Here is a 17,747-nt window from a genome sequence, read left to right on the forward strand (position 1 = left end):
GCTCAAGCGCGCCTTGTTCTTATCCGCCTTCGCGGCCTTGCGCGATCCGATCTCACGGGCCTATTACGCCCGCAAGGTCCAGCAGGGCAAACGCCACAACCAAGCGCTGATCGCGCTGGCACGGCGTCGCTGCGACGTCCTATTCGCCATGCTGCGCGACGGCACCTTTTATCAACCGAAGTCAGCCCCTAACGCTTGACGAAAGACATGGGGGCACCCCCCGCTTCTCTACCCGTTACTGCCAAGTCAATGCCCGCTTAACAGCTGCGAACCTTGGTTGCTGGCTGCAGAACGCACGCTGACCGACACTAAGCAGCCGGCTTTTAGTATTGACCGCGCCGCTCGCGCGCTGGAGAATGTAACAAACTGCTTTAAATAGGGGGAGCATCTGTGAAGGACAGTGCAACGATCGACGAGTTGAAGGCGTACCCCTAAATTGGGCCTACAAATTACATGCCACAGCCTCAACGCACGGCTCCATCTACTTCTCTGCTAGCGCGTATCAACTGGCGGGCGGTAGGCGCTCGTGCAGCCAGAGAGGTGATCAGCCGAGAAGTCCACGCTCCGGTGGTGTCGGCCTACCGTTGGTGGGCTCGACGCCCGCACAGCGTCATGGGGGCGTTACTCGACGCCGCCGTGGCGCATTACGGAGCCGACCTTACCGTGTCGGACCCGTTCAGCGGCGGCGGAACAGTGACGTTCGAGGCTGCCAAGCGAGGGCTCAAAACATACGCCCAAGACCTCTACCCGTGGCCTGCCCGTGGACTCGCCGCGGCGCTGGGAAGTTGCGAAACCGCCGACCTCCGGGCTGCTGCCGACCGGGTGCTAGCAGCCCTTGCGCCACACCGCGCTGCTTATCGCACCCATGCCGGCGCTGAGCTCTCGCATGTTCTCCGCGTCCGCGTATCAAAGTGCTTGCACTGCACCCGCGATGTCCACGAGTATCCGCATCGCTTGGTTTCGTTGACCAGCCGCAGCCTACAAGACACTGGTGCCTTCTTCGGCTGCCGCAGCTGTGGTCAACTCACTCGGCTCAATCGGAATATCAAGAGCTTCTCCTGCGACGGCTGCCAGACACTCTGGAACGTAGATGCTGATGCGAGCGGCTGCCCTCATTGCCTGCATGAGGACAGCCTACAGCCTCAAAGCTGGCGTGCCGTTCTGGTTCAAGAGTTGGTGGTGCTCAAGGGCCAGCTCCGCGCTATCTTGAGGCTTGTTTCTGAAGGCGACCCCGTCGTTTTCGACAATTCCATGACGCTGCATGAGGCGCTGGCTATCGAGATTCCCCCGGGCAAGGAGACCAAGCGACTTCTTGACAACGGGTTCGCGAGGTGGGGTGACCTTTACTCGCGCCGGCAGACTCAAGTTCTTGTCGATGGTTTGAGAACTGTAGCTGCACTGGACTGTCCATCGGCCATCAAAGACCGGCTGGCGTTTTCGCTTCTTGGCGCTGCCGAAATGCCCGCTTTCCTCAGCCGGTGGGACCGGTTCAGCCTCAAACCATTCGAAGGGATGGCGAACCACCGCTACACCCAGACGACCTTTGTGGTGGAATGTAATCTTCTGTCTCCGGTGGGAAGGGGCACGATTCCGCGCCGCCTTGAGGCCGCCACGCAGGCGCTCCGGTGGTTCATTGATTCACGACAGAGGCCGCCAAAGGTGGAGACAACGGTCTCAGGCCGCCGTGGTCGAAAGAAGACTGACTGGGACGTGCTGGTGACAACAGGTAGCAGCGTCAAGCAAGCGTTGCAAACGGGTTCCGTAAGCGTCGTCGTGACGGACCCGCCTTACTTCGACGATGTGCAGTACGGGGAATTGGCAAGGCTGTTCCATGTCTGGCTGAGGATTTATGACCCGAGTGTCACTGTCGACGAGAGTGCCGAAGCCGTGCCGAACAGCACGCGAGGCGTTTCCACCGCTGACTACGAAGCAACAATTGCTGCATGTCTGGCCGAGAGCAGGCGGACGCTGAAAGCGAACGGCCGACTCATCCTCACGTTCCACAATAAGAAGGTTGCTGCTTGGCGAGCACTTGCCGGTGCAATTGCTACTGCCGGACTCAGGGTGATCGCTCTAGCAGCAGTGCTTGCGGAAAACCAAGGCGACCATTGCAAGCGCAGCGTCAACGCGATGCTCCACGACTTGGTCATCGAGTGCATGCCAGCGACGACATCTCGGCCGCCCAAGCTATCGCTTGAGTTCACGCCAAAGTCGTGCGCCGAGAAAAATCTCGCGGCCATGGGGTTGGCGTTGGCCGATTGCGTAGCCGCTTGCGACGCGATCAATATCGGTGCAAAATACCGCACCCACCTCGAACGTCTTGGCATTCGCAAACGGCACATCGAATAGCGATGTGGGACCATGCCATCCAGCTATCCATCCAGCGCGTCACCGATGCGCTTTTGCATCGCAACGTTCTGCCTCAAGACGCGCTGGCGTTCGAGAAGGTCAGCGGTGCGATTGCGGTGCGAACCGCGCTGCGATTGCTGACGGGTGAGCAAAGCCTCCTGTTCGCTGTACCCGAGGCAACCGCATCAACGGCACGCCATATTTTGGCGGCGCTGCTCATCGGGGACTACGCACATGCAAACGCGCAAGGGCAAGTGCCTCAAATCGAGGTCAGGCACCTACTCCGAGGGGACATCGTCCTTGTCACACAGGCAACCTCTAATGGCAAGGCCCGGCTTGAAGAGTTGTCCGTGGGCAGGGGACAACGACTTTCTGATCTCTGGGAAGTTACCACGCTCAGCAGGTATACCGCGGCCAAGTCTACCAAGCCAAGGGTGTTCCTAGCCAACCCAGGTTGGCTGGAGAAGACTATGGGGGGACGGCGGTTTGGCGCGGTGGTCATCGACGCCTCGCACCCGAGCACTTTTGCCCAACTGCCGCAGTTGATGCGAGCCGCCGCAGGATGTACATCTCTGCGCATTGCGGTTTCCCCACCTCCGACCGAAAACGTGCTCGCAGCATGCGGATATCCGTCGAAGCTGCAGCTTTGGTTGTGGGACTCGCAAGCAAAGAATGATGCGGAAACTGTCGTCGAGGCGAAGGACCCCCAGCCCCACACCAATGGCGACCGCCACCTGTGGGTTTGTGATTCGGACGCAGAGGCGGCACAGGCGCTGGCGGAGGTTTACCTGCGGCTCACTGCCGCTGCTCGAGCCGCTGAAGGCCGCAGCTACCCGGGGTTGTGGCAATGCTGGGGGCTGTACAACCGCCTGCGCCAAGTGGCCGTCCCGCTTGCTCACCTTGAAGAGGCGGCAGCTTCGACCTGGGCGGGTAGCTTGCGACAGCGCATCGCCGAACTACAGAACGTCAGTGGACATGGCAGTGTTGCCTGGGACACGACGTGGCCACAACTCCTAGTTGCGCTGAAGTCGGCATACGAGACGCTCCTGCGGCGGGAGGAGACCGCGAAGTTCTGGGGGGTGGCAAGCAACCTACAGGCGTTCCTTACCTCAACCACCCCACACCTCCGCGTTGTGGTCGGGTCGGAGGCAGAGGTCACCCTTTTGACTCCTGCGCTCGATTTAGTGGTCGAAGGGTTCTCCGAGGCCCTTGCATCGGGCCGAGTCGAGTTCGTCACTGGCAGCAAAGAGGCAAAGTTGATTGCCGAGGGTGGCGTCTGCCCGACGGTGCTATTGGCGCCCAGGACAAACGGGCACCGCTATCTCGATGTATTCCCCTCCGCGCGCGTTGACGAGTTGCTCTATCCATACGAGGTGGACCTCGAGCGGAGCAATCAAGCGCGACTTCATTCTGCTTGGGCACCTAGACTGCAGGACGAGACTCGCGTTCGCTTCCTCGCGCCCTTCGGCTTCCAGCCCTTATCGTCGGCCGTTCCGCGTCCCGCCGCTCAGCCGCCTGCAATTGTCATTCGCAAGTACAATGGACATGCGGTTTCGTTGGTGACCAGCGCCGAAGTCTCAGGCGAAATCGACATCGATGCATTGGTGGGCGGCACTGACGTCGATTTTTTTGACGGCTACGGGCCGACGGTCTACACCTCCATCAGCACTACGGGCGCAATCACCGAAGTTCGCTTCACCAATGGCGAGCGACGTCAGTTTTATGGCGAGCAGAAGTTGGACGTTTACCTATCGGAGACGTCGAGAATCCAGCGCAACCTCGCACGCGAAGTGCGGCCGGGGTGGCGGGTTATAGCCTTCGTCGACGGCCAGTACGACAGTCTCTTTCGGCGGCTTGCCGACGTCGTCAACTCTCGCCTTCCGCCTGCCGAGCGCGTGGCCCTGGAGCTTTGGCGCCAAGCGAAGGAGCACTTGGTCGCGAGATTCGAAAGCAAGCGCAAGCTCTACCACAAGCTGGTAGCAAAGGGCTTGATGTCCAGCTACGAAACCTTCGTCAGCTGGGTCAGTGAGGGCGATGAGGACGTCATCGCCCCACAACAGTTTCATGAGTTCAAGGTGCTCGCCTCTGAGATGGAAACGTATGCCAGCTCAAGGGTAATGATGGAAAGTGCCTTCAAGGCTGTCCAGCACGAGCGTGGACGCAACCGGAAGTTAGGGCGCACTCTCCGAACGTTCCTCCGAGCGGTGGTCTCTGGCGATGGTTACGAAGAAGCCCTCGCTGGCGCGCGCACGATTGACACGGCTATTGCCGACGTGTTCGCCGCGGTGGAAATTCTCGAGGTTGACTCAGTTCGCGAAGTTCAAAGGAAGCACGATGGCTGAGAAGAACACGCATAGCCCCACGTACCGCGACGAACTTGCTATCTCACGGCACTTCGTTCAAGTGCTCGAGCAGCGACTTGCTGGCCGGGACAACGTGCGCCGAACCAACGTGAACCCGTTGGATTGGTGCCACCTCGGGGTCATTGGGCCTGCGAAGCTGCAGCACGCCCCGGTGGAGTTGGACGCGGCAACCCTCGAGGCCGAAGCTGCCTCCGACGACTCCCCTGAGGCAAATGCTAGCAGCGCGGCTCCAGCCGTTAACGGCCAATCAACCAGCCCACCGGCCGAGGCCCTCGCAGGAGCGTCGTCAGAAGCTGCCCCGGAGTTGGAGGACCCAAAAGCGACTGAGAAAACTGACGACCGTGAAGGTACGCGTCGCCCGCCCTCGGCTATTGGGTTCGAGGCGTTGGTTCAACCCGACGCAGACGGCACTATCACGCTGACGCTTAGCGCACAGTTCTGTATCTTTACAAAGCACTTGCCTGACTTGGTGGAACAGACAAACGTCCTCGACGCCGGGGCGTCAGTCGGCGCGCCATTGGCCGAGGTTGTGCAGCGATGGCCGGTTGACCTGCACAACGTTGTGCTCAAGGTTCCTGCGGCTGGCGGCGCGTTGAATGATCAAGGCGCTGTCCAACGTCTGCTTGATGACACGCTTGAGCGTGCATTTGCTCGCTCTGATGCAGAGCGCGTTCTTCCCGGGCCGCGCCCGAAGGTCTCCGAATCGGACATCAAGACGCCCGAAGCATTCCGGTCATTCCTAGCGGCTAGGCTCAATGCCTTCGACGTGGAGAAGTGGCGTCTCAACGCGTCGCTTGAGGTCCGAGCTGTGCCGCGGCCTGACGGTAAGGTTCGAATCGGCTGTTACTTCAAGAATGAGACGCCTGAGACGCCTCCGCTGACTAAGGGTAAGGGGCTGAAGGACGCCTTCAAGGTCATCAGCGATGTTCGCATCGATGCCAAGGTGAGCGGCCAGCTATACCCAGTCGAAATCCTGCCGGTACCGCAGGACTACCAGTATGACCGGCGGGTGTGGGCCGTTGGGCACAACACAAGCGTCGTCACCGACTACCAGGTAGGCGTGATTCGAACTGCGGCTTTGGCAGTGTTCGAGCAACCGCGTATCATGACGCGCGACGTGGTGCCCGCCAAGTTCGCCGCGTTGGTGAGTAGCCCGTTCGAGACACTTCAGGCCATCTACGAGGCCATGGTCGAGTACGAACGGGATTGGCAGAAGCGCATCCTCGACGACAACGAACTGAAGCTAGACCCAGCCGCGATGGTCGAATGCCAGCGCGACCACGCGGGTTTCAAAGACGAGATTCGTCGGTTCGCATGTGGCGTCGCTGCCTTGCGATGCGATGAGCGTCTGCTGCTGGCGTTTCAGGCGGCCAATCGCGTATTCGCCAAGCTCGCCACTGGATATGACTCGTGGCGGCTTTTTCAGCTTGTCTACATCGTGACCCAGCTGCCGGCGTTGGCAGTTCGCGAGAACCACGTGCAAGGCGAGTTCCCAACTGGTACTAAGCGCGAGTGGCAGGATACGCTGGACTGGGGTGACGTTCTTTGGTTTCGCACCGGCGGCGGTAAGACTGAGGCGTATCTCGGCCTCGCTTGCTGCGCCATGCTCTACGACAGGTTGCGGAACAAGCGCTTCGGCATGACTGCTTGGTTGCGCTTTCCGTTGCGCATGCTGAGTATCCAGCAGTTGCAGCGCGCGATGCGCGTGATCTGGGAGGCCGAGGAAGAGCGCAAGCGTATTCTCGGTGACGAGGCGAAGCAGTCCGCACCGCTGCGGCTCGGCTACTTCGTTGGCAGCACAACGACGCCGAACAGTCTATCAGTCGAGTATTTAAGCAATCTCTCGACCGACGAGAGCCTTGAGCGGGTACGCGCGGTACCCGACTGTCCCGCATGTGGCGGGCGTGGGACGGTCAGGACTCAAGCCGACATTCCGCGCATTCGTTTTCAGCACATCTGTACCAAGTGCAAAGCTGAGCTTCCGCTGGACGTGTCGGATGACGAGGTGTATCGGCATCTGCCCGCGCTGGTCGTGGGGACTATCGACAAGATGGCCACGGTCGGCCAGCAGCCCAAGTTTGGATTGCTCTGGGGCGGCGCGAAGTGGAAGTGCCCCGAGCACGGCTACGGCTTCGGCGAGTACTGCACGGCGTTCGGCTGCAAGGTAGACAAGAAGCAGCGCCGAACGGTAAAGCCCTACGACCCCGCGCCGTCGCTTCACATCCAGGATGAGTTGCATCTTCTGCAAGAGGAGCTTGGCGCGTTTTCAGGGCACTACGAAACGCTCATCCGTTATTGCGAGGAGACTGTGGGCGGGTTGCCGTCGAAGGTCATTGCTGCTACAGCAACTATCGAAGGTTTTGAGAACCAGGTACGGCACCTGTACGGCGTGAAAAACGCGAGGCGCTTCCCGGGTCGGGGATACGACCGGATGAAGAGCTTCTATGCGGTACCAGACCTAGACGCTGAGGGCCAACCGAAGACGGCTCGAATCTTCGTGGCGTTCAAAAGTACGTCACTCTCGCCGGCAGACGCGTCAGCCTTCTGCTCCGAAATCCTCCACGCTGAAATCGGCAGGCTCTTCGCCAAGCCGCACCTCGCTCGGGCCATTCTGAAGGACGCCAAGACGGACGAAGACGTGGAAGCGCTGCTTAACCACTACTCCACGACTCTGAATTACGTGGGCAGCCTCGCGAAGGGTTCGCGCGTACGCCAAGCACTGGACGAGGTAGCGTCGAAGGTGCGGCCTGGGGCCCGTGACCTGAACGTCGAATACCACTCCAGCCGTTCGTCAAGCGCCGAGGTTGCGGACGTCGTCCATCGGGTGGAGAGTCCACCTACATGGTCGGACGAGAGCTTTCTCGACGCGTTGGTTGCGACGAGCATGATTAGCCACGGTGTCGACCTTGAGCGAGTCAATTTGATGACGATGGACGGTGTGCCCGAGGAAACGGCCGAGTACATCCAAGCGTCCAGTCGAAGCGGTCGGCGCCACGTCGGCCTCGTGGTGGTCGTCCTGAGTGGCTTCTCGTTGCGGGCCAACAGCATCTATCACCGCTTTATCGAATACCACCAGCACCTCGACCGTATGGTCTCCCCGGTGCCAGTCAACCGCTTCGCAAAATACGCTGCGGGGCGGACATTGCCGGGAGTTGCGCTTGGAGTCATCTACGGCGTTCACACGGCGCAAACGGGCAATTCGAAGCTCAACAATCGCGCGAACGTTGTAGACCTCCTCGACCTGCAGGGCCCAGACTTCCTAGACGAGCTCAAGAAGGCGTATTCCCTCGGGGGGGGCGTCTACGACGAACGTCTTGAGAAGTCCCTGGCAGATGTCCTGACTGAGCAGTTCGGGCGGGTGGCGATGTCGATTCGCAACAGCACGGAGAAGAAGGTCAAGGACGCTGTACGGCCTGTACCCATGACCAGCTTGCGCGACGTGGAAACAGGTGTCCCGTTCTGGCCTGACCACTGTGACTCTCGACTGCTTACCTTCGTTCAAAAGTCCAAGGACTGACTATGGCCAACAAAGGTTTCTCACGAGGTCAGACTCAGGTTCTGTTTCGGCACCTCCCTGAGGCAATCTTCGAGCACGACGACTACGGTCTGTGCAAGGTGACACAAGTTGCGCTCGGAGATGCCGAGGTGAACCGGGACGCGCTCTTCGATGCGATGGCCGACGCTCTGGCTATGTGGCCCGCCGACTTCGCGACGAAATATCCCGACACCAGAGATGCATCCCGCAGGTCATACTACGCCATAGGTTCGCCCAGAGAGGTGCGATTCACGCCGTATCCGCAAGTCTTCCGCTGTCGGTCATGCGCAAGAACCGGGAAGTTCACCGACCTCATCAAGCGCGGCGCATCGGCGGTGGGGCGTTGTAGTTGCGGCGGGAATCTGAATCAGATGCGCTATGTCCAGGCTCACAATTGCGGGCGTCTCGAGGAGCTTTACGTTCCGCCACAGCGATGCCCCGCCTGCGGCAGCGGCACAGACTTGGCGTTCTATGACCCTGGCCGAGTCAAGCAGGCACGCTGGTACTGCGCGAAGTGCAAGGCCGACGTTCAAGCACTGCGCATGACGCCTTGTAAATGTGCGTACAACAAATCGTTGCCGCCGGGGCCACGAGCTGAAAAGTTCCTGCGCGTCGTACCCACGGGTGATCCGTCGCTCTATATCCCCCACACAGTGGCCTTCGTCAACTTTCCCGAAGACGACCAGGGACGGTTGCGAGCCGCACCTGATGCCTTGCACCTGATGCTCGCTAGGACATGGGGCCTGCTGCGCGACAGCGTCTCCGATACCGTTCGGGAGCGGGCGAGCCTCGGCAAACCAGAGGACGCCGACATCACAGCGTCTCTTGTCGAGCAGCTCCGCAAGCTTCAGCCGAACAATCCGATGGTTCGTGAGTACGACGCCAAGAAGAAGCAGCCGAAAGGCCAAGCCGAAATCGACCGAGTCAACGAGCTTCTCAAGGCCTGCAAAGTGACGTCGACCGGTGCGCCACGGCGATGGCTGGCCGAGCACACAACACTCTTGGACAAAACCGACGTCAGCACCATCGCGGACGTCGCTAGTATGTTGCGGCGGTCAGGGGACGAGGACGGTGCCCTAGATATCGAGGAGGGCCAGCGCAAGGCATCTGAACTGCTCGGCATCGGTAACATCCGGGTCGTCAACGACTTCCCGCTTGCCCTCTGTGCATACGGCTATACCCGGACAGCGCGGGACCCATCCCGAACGATCATCACCCCGTTTCCGGTCGATGAACGCGGCCGAATTCCTGTGTACGCCATTGCTGCTGAGACCGAAGCTCTCTGGTTCGAGCTTGATCCGTTGAAGGTCTACGGCTGGTTGCTTCAGAACGGGATCACCGGTGGCACTATGCCTGCTTCACGCGAAGAGGCGTGGGCTCGCTTGTACGTAGAAGTGCCGGGCCTTCGCGAGGCCCCGCATGAGCCGGCGTACGGCCAGTTGGCGGCGGTAGCTATCCGCACACTGCTTCACACCATGAGCCACCTCTTCTTGATGCGCGTCGAGTGGAGCGGCTTCGCTCCGTCCAGCGTCGGCGAGTACCTCATCCCCGGCTCACTTTCATTCATCCTGTACGCCAACCGCCATGCCGAGACCAAGATCGGTGGTTTGACGACGTTGTTTGAGCAACGCCTGAACACTTGGCTATGGGACGCTGTGCAGTCGGGCCGCGAATGCGTCTATGACCCCATCTGCAAAGACGATGGCGGAAGCTGTGCAGGCTGCACGCACCGTGAGCACAGCTGCATCAGCTTCAACCGCGAGCTCTCGCGTGCGACTGTCTACGGCGGTCCGACGCCCCAGTCCAGCGCGTTCGAGGGGACGAAGCTCGCGCACGGATACTGGAAAGACGCGTGGAAGGCGGCACCTGTCGAGTGATGGCCACGACGGCAATTTCTTCGCGTATCCAGCGTCCTGAAGGGGCCCAACGGCTAGGGCAAGCGCTGTGGATGATGGTCAGTGAGCGCATAGGCTCACACGAGGATTTGCTTTGGGCCAACTCCTTGCTCGGCACGGGCGGTGAACGCCCCCTTTGGCAAGCACTATCGGACTGGCGTTGCTTGAGCGTAGAAGGTCAGTTGCTCGCGCGCCCGTTGGCAGCCCTTCTGTGCGCAGTATGGGAAGCTGCGCCAGAGACCGGCGTGCGCCTTCTGTGGACCCTGCCCGAGGGACTCCAGGTCGACGGTATCGACCCCACGGGATACGCTAACGGCGTTCGAGCTCTCATCGGGGGCTCGCGAGAGCGCCTAATACTCGTTGCGCCGTACCTAGAGGGGCAGGGCATTGGTCAACTGCAGGACGAGTTGCTCGGTGCGTTGGCTAGGGGAGTGTCGGTGGTCCTAATAACGCAGGATGCGAACTCGCTTGGGTCGTGCGCGTCAGCTTCGCTGGAGTCGCTTCGGCGTGAGGCACGTGGATTACCGGGGCGCCTCCTCGTGTACTCCGGGCCAGTCACCGCGCCGGTCCTGCTCCATTCCAAGCTTATTGTGGTCGATGGCGTTTCGGCCGCAATCGGTTCGGCCAACTTGACTGGCAACGCCTTGCTTCGGAATCTTGAAACCGGCGTTATCGTAGGCGCCCAGCAAGCGCTTGAGATCGAGCGTGTGGTTCGAGCTGCCATCAAGCTCGGCCATGTACACCTCGTGTTTTCGATCGAGCCGTCTCCACTCTGAACTGTTGTAACTGAGGGTGGGAGTCGGCATAACGTCATCGAGCGCGACATCAGGCCATTCTGTACCGGAAGAAAGTCGTGGCTCTTTAGTGACACGGTCGCCTGCGCGAAAGCGAGTGCGGCGGTGTATAGCCTCATGCTCACGTGCCGCGCCTGCGGCGTCGAACCGTACGCGTACCTGCTGCATGTGCTGACCGAACTGCCGCAGCGTGCACCGGACGCCGACATCAGCGATCTGCTGCCGTTCAACTTCGAAAAGCGATCCCACGTCACAGCCAATACTTGAGTTTGCGTTGGCGCCGATCGCATTTGGCTCTCGGCAGTGCGCTTAAATTCGCGCTTACATTTGACTGATATCCCTCAGTTACCAAGTGGCTGGGAAAATGCCAGCACGGAATCTGTGTTTGCCGACACCGCATTTCGTGTTTCCACACAGCCTCGGTCGCGACACGACAGGCGAATTGTGGATGCTCTGATGTCGACTTTAGTCATCGTCATATGTCTAGGTGCGTATTTCGGCGAACATGATCAGTGATTTCGGATGAAGGTGATCACCGAATCCGGGGGAACGTGATCGCTCATTTCGGTTGAAGATGATCGCTGATCAGCAGTTTCCGAAACGAGTGATCATCTTAGCGAAACAGGTGATCACGTTCCCGAAATACGCATCTAGGCAAGGTCGCATGTTTTATTTGCGTTGTAGATAATCCTCCCATGCCTTCATCATTTCAGATCTCTTCTTGAACAAATCCCCACGCGCGTATGCGGCCTCAGCCTTGTCCTTGATCATGTGTGCCAAGGCTGCTTCCGCAACTTCACGCGGATAATTTGTCGTCTCTCCAACCCAGTCACGAAAAGTCGAGCGAAAACCATGGGCCGTGATGTCCGTGCGTTCCATACGCTTCAGTAGTTGAAGAAATGCCATGTTCGATAGAGGCGCATTTTCCTTCTGACCGGGGAAGACATAATCACCTTGCTTTTGGCTTTTCTGTGCCTTCAGTATTTTGATGGCGGCGCTCGACAATGGAACCCGGTGCTCCTTGCCCATTTTCATGCGGTCTGCGGGGACGGTCCAAATGCCCTCAGCCATGTCGACTTCGCTCCACTGCATGCCCAGGACTTCATTGGTGCGGGTTGCCGTCAGAATAAGAAAGCGGAGCGCATGTGCAGCAGTGCTTCGCTGAGCTATGAGCGCTTCCATAAAGGCAGGAGCCTCCTTATAGGGTAGGGCCGGGTGATGGACTACTTTCTGTACCTTGGAACGCTTGGGTAGTAAGTGGTCAAGATGCCCCTTCCAGCGAGCCGGATTATCGCCGCTTCGATACCCTCGGACAGTCGCCCAGTCGAGAACCGATTCGATGCGGCCCCGAACGCGGGTTGCCGTCTCGGTTTTTTCCTTCCAGATGGGTTCCAATACTTTCATCACTAAAGCCGTATCGATTTCAGAGACCGGTGTTTTCCCGAAGACCGGTTCTGCGTAGGTTTCAAGCGTACTTTCCCATTGCGCCCCATGCTTTTCGTTTTTCCAACCCGCCCGATGGGCTGCGATGTAGGCGTCAGCGCACTCACTGAATGTCTTGGCCTTGGCTTTGGTTGCTTGTTTCGTCGCCTTCTCGCGATGCTTGATGTCGAGCGGATCGATACCGTCAAGCAGCTGTTTTCGGGCGGCGAGAGCGCGGGACCTAGCCTCTGCCAAGCTGACGGTATGCAGAGGCCCCAATCCCATGCCGCGAGCCTTGCCGTTGATCATGTAGCGAAACAGCCAAGATTTCGTGCCGCCCCGGGTGATTTGCAGATATAAGCTACCTCCATCGCCGTACAGACCGGGTTCAGATAGCTTGCTGATTTTTGCTGCGCTGAGTTTGTTGATTGCGTTTGCCATAGTGTATTGTAACTTACAAATTGACTATCAAAATAGGCTTGGATTTCGATGGAATCGAATGGATCGATGTGGATGCTAGATGCTGTGGAACGCTTTATTTACAAAGGGTTTGAGGAATTGCTTGGAACCCTGCGGAATTGATGTTGTATGACTCCGTCTCCGCCAGTAAAAAATAAAAACCCCTGATTTCGCGAGAAGTCAGGGGTTTTTATTTTTTGTCGCTCCAACCGAATGGTCCTCTCTCATATGAGAGAAGGCCATTCGGTGTCGCTTCGAGCGCAGAAATGCATTGCACGGGCGAACACCCATCGAGCAATCACTCCAATGGCGGCGCGGCGACTCGCTCGCCAAGATCCTCGCCTGTCAGCGCTGCTCGCCGCCGCGCACTCGCCAGGATCACCATGCCGATTACGGCCAGCACAACGCCCTGAACCAGGGGCTGAAAAACAAACGGCGTATGCGGCGAAATCGCAGCGGCGCGAAATAGCACGACGGTAATCACCAGCGAAGCGACCGCGGCCGTCATCAGCCACGGATCCCGTTTGAGCGGGGCGCTCCAGGGCGTTTGAGCGAAGCGGCGATTGAACCGCAGATTGAGCGCACTGGCCGCCATCAGGAACCAGATCAAAATCACGCTCAAAGAGCGCACCACGACGCCGAGCGACCAGCCGACGTATGCCGATTCCAGGAGAAAGAGCGAGGCCAGCCCCGCGGACAGCAGCAGCGCGGCCGTCGGCACGCGCCGATTGGATGTCTGTACAAATCGGTCGCTGAACATGTGGTCTTGCCCCCAGGCGAAAGCCATGCGTGAGGCGCACATCATCTGGGGCGCCAGTGTCTTGCCGACCACCAGCGCCACGACGAAATTCAAGGTCACACTCAGCGTGCGTGGCGCGACAATACTGATCAATCCGGGGGCGGTGGCCAGTGACGACTTGCCGGCCTTGATCAAACCGATAATGGCCCACCAGGGCGCAACGTGAAATAGCGCCGCCGACACAGTGGTGAATAGCACCACAGCGACGAGCCAGGCCCATATGATGCCGCGCGGCACCGATACTCTGGCGTTGCGGGATTCCCCTCCCAGGCCCGGTGCGGCGCTGATGCCGCCATAGGCGAAGATGAACAGGCTGCAGACCGAGAAGAAGGCACCCAGCCGGAATGGCTCGCTGCTCGCCGGGGCTGTCAGAACGAGGTTTTCCCGGGTACTGACCAGATGGAGGAAAGTCTGCGGCGTCGTCGTGAAGGCAATGCCGACAATCGTCAGCGCGACCACCAGGATCAGCACGAACAGGGTCATCACGAAACGGCCGTATTGATGAACACCGCTGGCATGGATACCAAAGATCAGCCAGATGGCCAGCAGTCCAACGACGATATGCCCGGTCGGCGTCATGATTTCCGCACCGATTGGCCATCCGGCGCTGGCAAACGCCTGGCCTAGAAACGTGCCAAACGCGAAGGCAAGAAAGCCCATTGCGGAAGTCACGCCGATCCACCAGATGAAATTGGCCACGAAGCCGATCGGCAAACCCAGGCTTCGCACGATCCAGACGTAGGCCGATCCGGCGCTGGGCATCGCCTGCGAGAAGCGTGCATAAAGATAGGTCTTGGTGAGCACCAGCAGTCCCGTCACGAACATCGCCAGTGGCACAAGATCACGGATGGCGGGATAAACGCTCAAGCTTTGCACTGCGACAAAATTGATGCCGGCCCCATACTCCTGCGTGACGGCCGAGGCCATGATGGCTAGCACGCCCAAGGTTTTACTCAGGCGAAAGCCCTGCTCAGTCTGCATATCACCGCTACTCATTGCGTCTCCTCGAATGGTGCTTGTTCGTAGCCAAGCGATGCTGTTTCTCGACGGTAAAATCGGTCTTGCTGGTCTCTCCTTCGGTCAATGTGGCCGCCACCAGGCGGGCCGTTTCAATAGATCGGCTTGCCAAGCGGCGGGTTGGGGCATCGGCGCGCCCGCATGTGCGCGAGGTCGCCGAGCGACGTGCCCGCCGGCTGTGATCGTGCTACCACTGGGGGGCTGAGGCGGCGAACGCGTTGGTATAGCCGAATAGGCCGGCGCTGCCGCCGGTGTGCACAAAAACGATGTTCTGCCCCTGCCTGAAATGCTTTTTCCTGACCAGATCGATCAGGCCTGCCATGCCCTTGCCGGTATAGACTGGATCGAGCAGAATGCCTTCGGTGCGCGCCAGCAGGGTGACCGCTTCGAGCATCCCGTCGGTGGGCACGCCGTATCCCGGCCCGACATAATCGCAGTTGGCGACGACCCGTTCGCGAGCCACCGCATCATGCATGCCAAGCAGTGCCGCGGTTTCGAGAGCCTCGCGATAAACGTTTTCTTCCTGGGCGGGACGGGCTGCGCGCACGCCTATGCCAAGCACCGGAATACCGCTGCGGCAGCCCTCGAACCCTGCCACCAGACCAGCCTGCGTGCCCGCGCTGCCGGTCGCGTGCACGACATGATCAATGCGAATGCCGGCGCTGTTGCCCTGTACGAGCAACTCCAACGCGCAGTCGACGTAGCCGAGCGCGCCGATCGCGTTCGAGCCGCCTCCGGGAATGATGTACGGGGTGCCCCCGGCCTGCCGCACCTCGTCGGCGACCTCTCGCATGGCGCGATTCATGTCGGTCCCGCCGGGATAGACTTTGGTGGGCGCCCCGAGCAGGTGATCGAGTTGCACATTGCCCGATTGGAGATACTCGGGGGTGTGGTTATCGGTGCGGCTCTCGAGCAGGATGCGGCACTTCAGGCCGAGCCTGGCCGCGGCCGCCGCGGTCTGCCGCGCATGATTCGACTGCACCGCGCCTTGCGTGAGCACTGTGTCGGCCCCCTTGGCGAGGGCATCGGCCATCAGGAATTCGAGCTTGCGTGTCTTGTTGCCGCCGGTCGCGAGCCCCGTGCAATCGTCGCGCTTGATGAAGATTCGCGGTCCTCCGAGCAATTCGCTCAGGCGGTCGAGAGGTTCGAGAGGGGTTGGGAAATGTCCAAGCTTGACACGCGAAAACGTCGATAGATTCAATTTTGTCTCCAAGGATCAGGCATTCGGGATGACCAGGCAAAATGCCTGCCTCGGTCGGCGTGCTTCGCGCGATGATTGCCATATCGGTCGGCCGATGGCGTTCGTTGGAGAACAAGTATAGTGATGCGGACTCGCGGCGTTATGCGGGTTAAGCAAGTCGTAATGACAAATCGGCATAGGTCATGCCCGGGGCCGTCACGCTTGATGCGACGCACTGCATCGCGCGCTACGCGGTGGCTCTCAGGTAAGACCAAAGCTTCTCGAGCGCCGGGCTATGGTTGGTCAAATCACGATAGGCGCGAACTTCCAGGTCCAGGCACCATGCGGGCGTGCCGGATGGCACCAGTTCACCAGCTTCCAATTCCTGCTTGACGGAGCTCGCCGGCACCCACGCCATCCCATGCCCTTGCAGCGCCATGCGCTTGAGCACTTCGGCCATATCGGATTCGTAGCGCAGATATAACTGCGGGGCCGGATTGGCTCGCTTCACGATCAATTTGACTCCTCGGCCGAAATACGAGGTTTCGGTGTAGGACAGCAGTGGCACGGGATGATCGGCTCGGCCGGGCAGGCGATACATCGGCTGCCCCTGCGGTGTGGCGCGGCTGACCGGCAACAACGCGTCGCGACCCACCGTGACGAAATCGTAGCGCACCGGATCCAGCATCAGCGCAATATCAGGATGGTGATACACCAGCACCAATTCGCAGCTGCCGTTGACCAGCATCATGATCGAATCGTGGCCGTTGGTCGCCGTTACCCGGGCGCTGGGGTTTATTTGATGGCTCGCCAGCGTGGTGAGCCAGCTTGGCAGGAAGTTCAGCGCGATCGTATGCCCGGCGGCAATCAGCAGTCCGGCGCCCGGCATGCGCTGTTGCGTGCGAATGACCGTTCGCGCGTCGACCAATTTATGGACGACGTCGCGGGCGGTTTCAAGCAGGAGCTCACCGGCTGCGGTGATCGATGGTGGATAGGTGCTGCGGTCCACCAGTGCCGCGCCCACCCATTGTTCCAGCGCACGGATGCGACGGCTGAATCCCGATTGCGTGAGATTGCGCAACTCGGCCGCTCGAGAGAAATTATTGCATTGCGCGAGCGCAATGAAATCCTCCAACCATTTGACTTCCATGTGCGCCCCCGTGGGTCCGGCCGCCGTCGTCCGGTGTTCGGAAATGGAACGGTCGCCGGCACACAGCGCCGGGCTGGCGCGATATGGATGAGTTGCCGCACGTTCCGGCGATCAATGCAGACTCCGGAACTGTACTCCCGATCGGGCGATCCGGGCGAGGCGAACCTCCCAGGGAATGACGTTCACCACGGGCAGCGCCCGGAGGCGCTCCCGGTGGTGATGGCGCTCACTGCGCACCCGCCGGCTCGCTGCGCCGGGTACACACCTCGATAAGCACGGGCATGACCACCAGCACGAGAGGGAGTTGGACGAGTGCGCCGGCGATGATGGCGATGGCCAGGGGCTGGAGCATCTGGTCGCCGGAGCCGCTGATGGCTGCGCCCAGGGGCACGAGGGCCAGGATCATGGCCAGGGTGCTCATCACGATCGGGCGCAGGCGGTTGAGGGCGGCCTCGCGCAGCGCCTGGCGCACGCCCAGGTCTTTGCTCTGGCGCAACTCCTGGTACTCCGAGACCAGGAAGATCGCCATCTCGGTGGCGATGCCGATGATCATCACCATGCCCATCATCGCCGTGATGTTGAGCTCCACCCCGGTGACCCACAGCCCCACGAACACCGCCCCGGTCGAGACCAGCGAGGTGCCCATGATGATCAGCGGAATCAGCAGGCGCCGGTACAGGAACAGCAGCAGGATGATCTCGGCGACCACCGCCGCGGCAAACACCTTCAACATGCCGCGCACCGCCATCTGCTGCTGCTTGTAGGCGCCCCCGAAGGTGTAGCT

General features: G+C 60.1%; 10 protein-coding genes and 2 pseudogenes. 7 read left to right on the forward strand and 5 right to left on the reverse strand.

Annotation, left to right across the window (positions count from 1 at the left end):
* From EPN80_RS12635 to EPN80_RS12665, 7 genes and pseudogenes are all read left to right on the forward strand, one after another.
* Positions 1–199 (forward strand): annotated as a pseudogene (locus EPN80_RS12635) (IS110 family transposase); the annotation flags it as partial.
* Positions 200–612: 413 nt separating this feature from the next.
* Positions 613–2,349: a hypothetical protein gene (locus tag EPN80_RS12640; RefSeq protein ID WP_293027595.1), complete on the forward strand. Its 1,737-nt coding sequence runs from the start codon at positions 613–615 to the stop codon at positions 2,347–2,349.
* Between the two features lie 2 nt (positions 2,350–2,351).
* Positions 2,352–4,691 (forward strand): hypothetical protein, encoded by a 2,340-nt coding sequence (locus EPN80_RS12645; RefSeq protein ID WP_293027598.1) that lies wholly within the window; start codon positions 2,352–2,354, stop codon positions 4,689–4,691.
* A complete protein-coding gene (locus EPN80_RS12650) occupies positions 4,684–8,229 on the forward strand; it encodes a helicase-related protein (protein WP_293027601.1) in 3,546 nt (1,181 codons plus the stop codon). The genes EPN80_RS12645 and EPN80_RS12650 overlap by 8 nt, the downstream gene beginning before the upstream one ends.
* Before the next feature lie 2 nt (positions 8,230–8,231).
* Positions 8,232–10,124 carry a hypothetical protein gene (locus EPN80_RS12655; RefSeq protein WP_293027605.1) on the forward strand — a complete coding sequence of 631 codons (1,893 nt, stop codon included), beginning with the start codon at positions 8,232–8,234 and terminating at the stop codon, positions 10,122–10,124.
* Positions 10,125–10,198: 74 nt separating this feature from the next.
* Positions 10,199–10,918, forward strand: a complete 720-nt coding sequence (locus EPN80_RS21115; RefSeq protein WP_366469612.1) for a phospholipase D-like domain-containing protein — start codon at positions 10,199–10,201, stop codon at positions 10,916–10,918.
* 27 nt (positions 10,919–10,945) lie between these two features.
* A pseudogene (locus tag EPN80_RS12665) lies at positions 10,946–11,203 on the forward strand (transposase domain-containing protein); the annotation flags it as partial.
* Positions 11,204–11,605: 402 nt separating this feature from the next.
* Here EPN80_RS12665 and EPN80_RS12670 read toward each other — a convergent pair.
* The 5 genes from EPN80_RS12670 to EPN80_RS12690 form a co-directional block, all read right to left on the reverse strand.
* Positions 11,606–12,799 (reverse strand): site-specific integrase, encoded by a 1,194-nt coding sequence (locus EPN80_RS12670; protein ID WP_293027611.1) that lies wholly within the window; start codon positions 12,797–12,799, stop codon positions 11,606–11,608.
* Positions 12,800–13,115: 316 nt separating this feature from the next.
* The gene (locus EPN80_RS12675; protein WP_293027614.1) at positions 13,116–14,612 is read right to left on the reverse strand and encodes an APC family permease; all 1,497 of its coding nucleotides are present in this window, start codon (positions 14,610–14,612) and stop codon (positions 13,116–13,118) included.
* Positions 14,613–14,820: 208 nt separating this feature from the next.
* On the reverse strand, positions 14,821–15,834 hold the full coding sequence (locus tag EPN80_RS12680; protein ID WP_293027616.1) for a D-cysteine desulfhydrase: 1,014 nt from the start codon (positions 15,832–15,834) through the stop codon (positions 14,821–14,823).
* 226 nt (positions 15,835–16,060) lie between these two features.
* Positions 16,061–16,963 carry a LysR substrate-binding domain-containing protein gene (locus tag EPN80_RS12685; protein WP_293027619.1) on the reverse strand — a complete coding sequence of 301 codons (903 nt, stop codon included), beginning with the start codon at positions 16,961–16,963 and terminating at the stop codon, positions 16,061–16,063.
* Positions 16,964–17,189: 226 nt separating this feature from the next.
* Positions 17,190–17,747 (reverse strand): efflux RND transporter permease subunit (locus EPN80_RS12690; RefSeq protein ID WP_293027622.1); only part of this gene is annotated, 558 nt, incomplete at its 5' end.

It is taken from the genome of Pandoraea sp. (assembly GCF_004297875.1).
In the GTDB taxonomy this organism is placed as follows: domain Bacteria; phylum Pseudomonadota; class Gammaproteobacteria; order Burkholderiales; family Burkholderiaceae; genus Pandoraea.

Coding starts and splice junctions, on each gene's coding strand:
- EPN80_RS12670 (WP_293027611.1), bottom strand. CDS start 12,799: ATGGCAAACGCAATCAACAAACTCAGCGCAGCAAAAATCAGCAAGCTA.
- EPN80_RS12655 (WP_293027605.1), top strand. CDS start 8,232: ATGGCCAACAAAGGTTTCTCACGAGGTCAGACTCAGGTTCTGTTTCGG.
- EPN80_RS12685 (WP_293027619.1), bottom strand. CDS start 16,963: ATGGAAGTCAAATGGTTGGAGGATTTCATTGCGCTCGCGCAATGCAAT.
- EPN80_RS12675 (WP_293027614.1), bottom strand. CDS start 14,612: ATGAGTAGCGGTGATATGCAGACTGAGCAGGGCTTTCGCCTGAGTAAA.
- EPN80_RS12640 (WP_293027595.1), top strand. CDS start 613: ATGGGGGCGTTACTCGACGCCGCCGTGGCGCATTACGGAGCCGACCTT.
- EPN80_RS12650 (WP_293027601.1), top strand. CDS start 4,684: ATGGCTGAGAAGAACACGCATAGCCCCACGTACCGCGACGAACTTGCT.
- EPN80_RS21115 (WP_366469612.1), top strand. CDS start 10,199: ATGGTCAGTGAGCGCATAGGCTCACACGAGGATTTGCTTTGGGCCAAC.
- EPN80_RS12645 (WP_293027598.1), top strand. CDS start 2,352: ATGTGGGACCATGCCATCCAGCTATCCATCCAGCGCGTCACCGATGCG.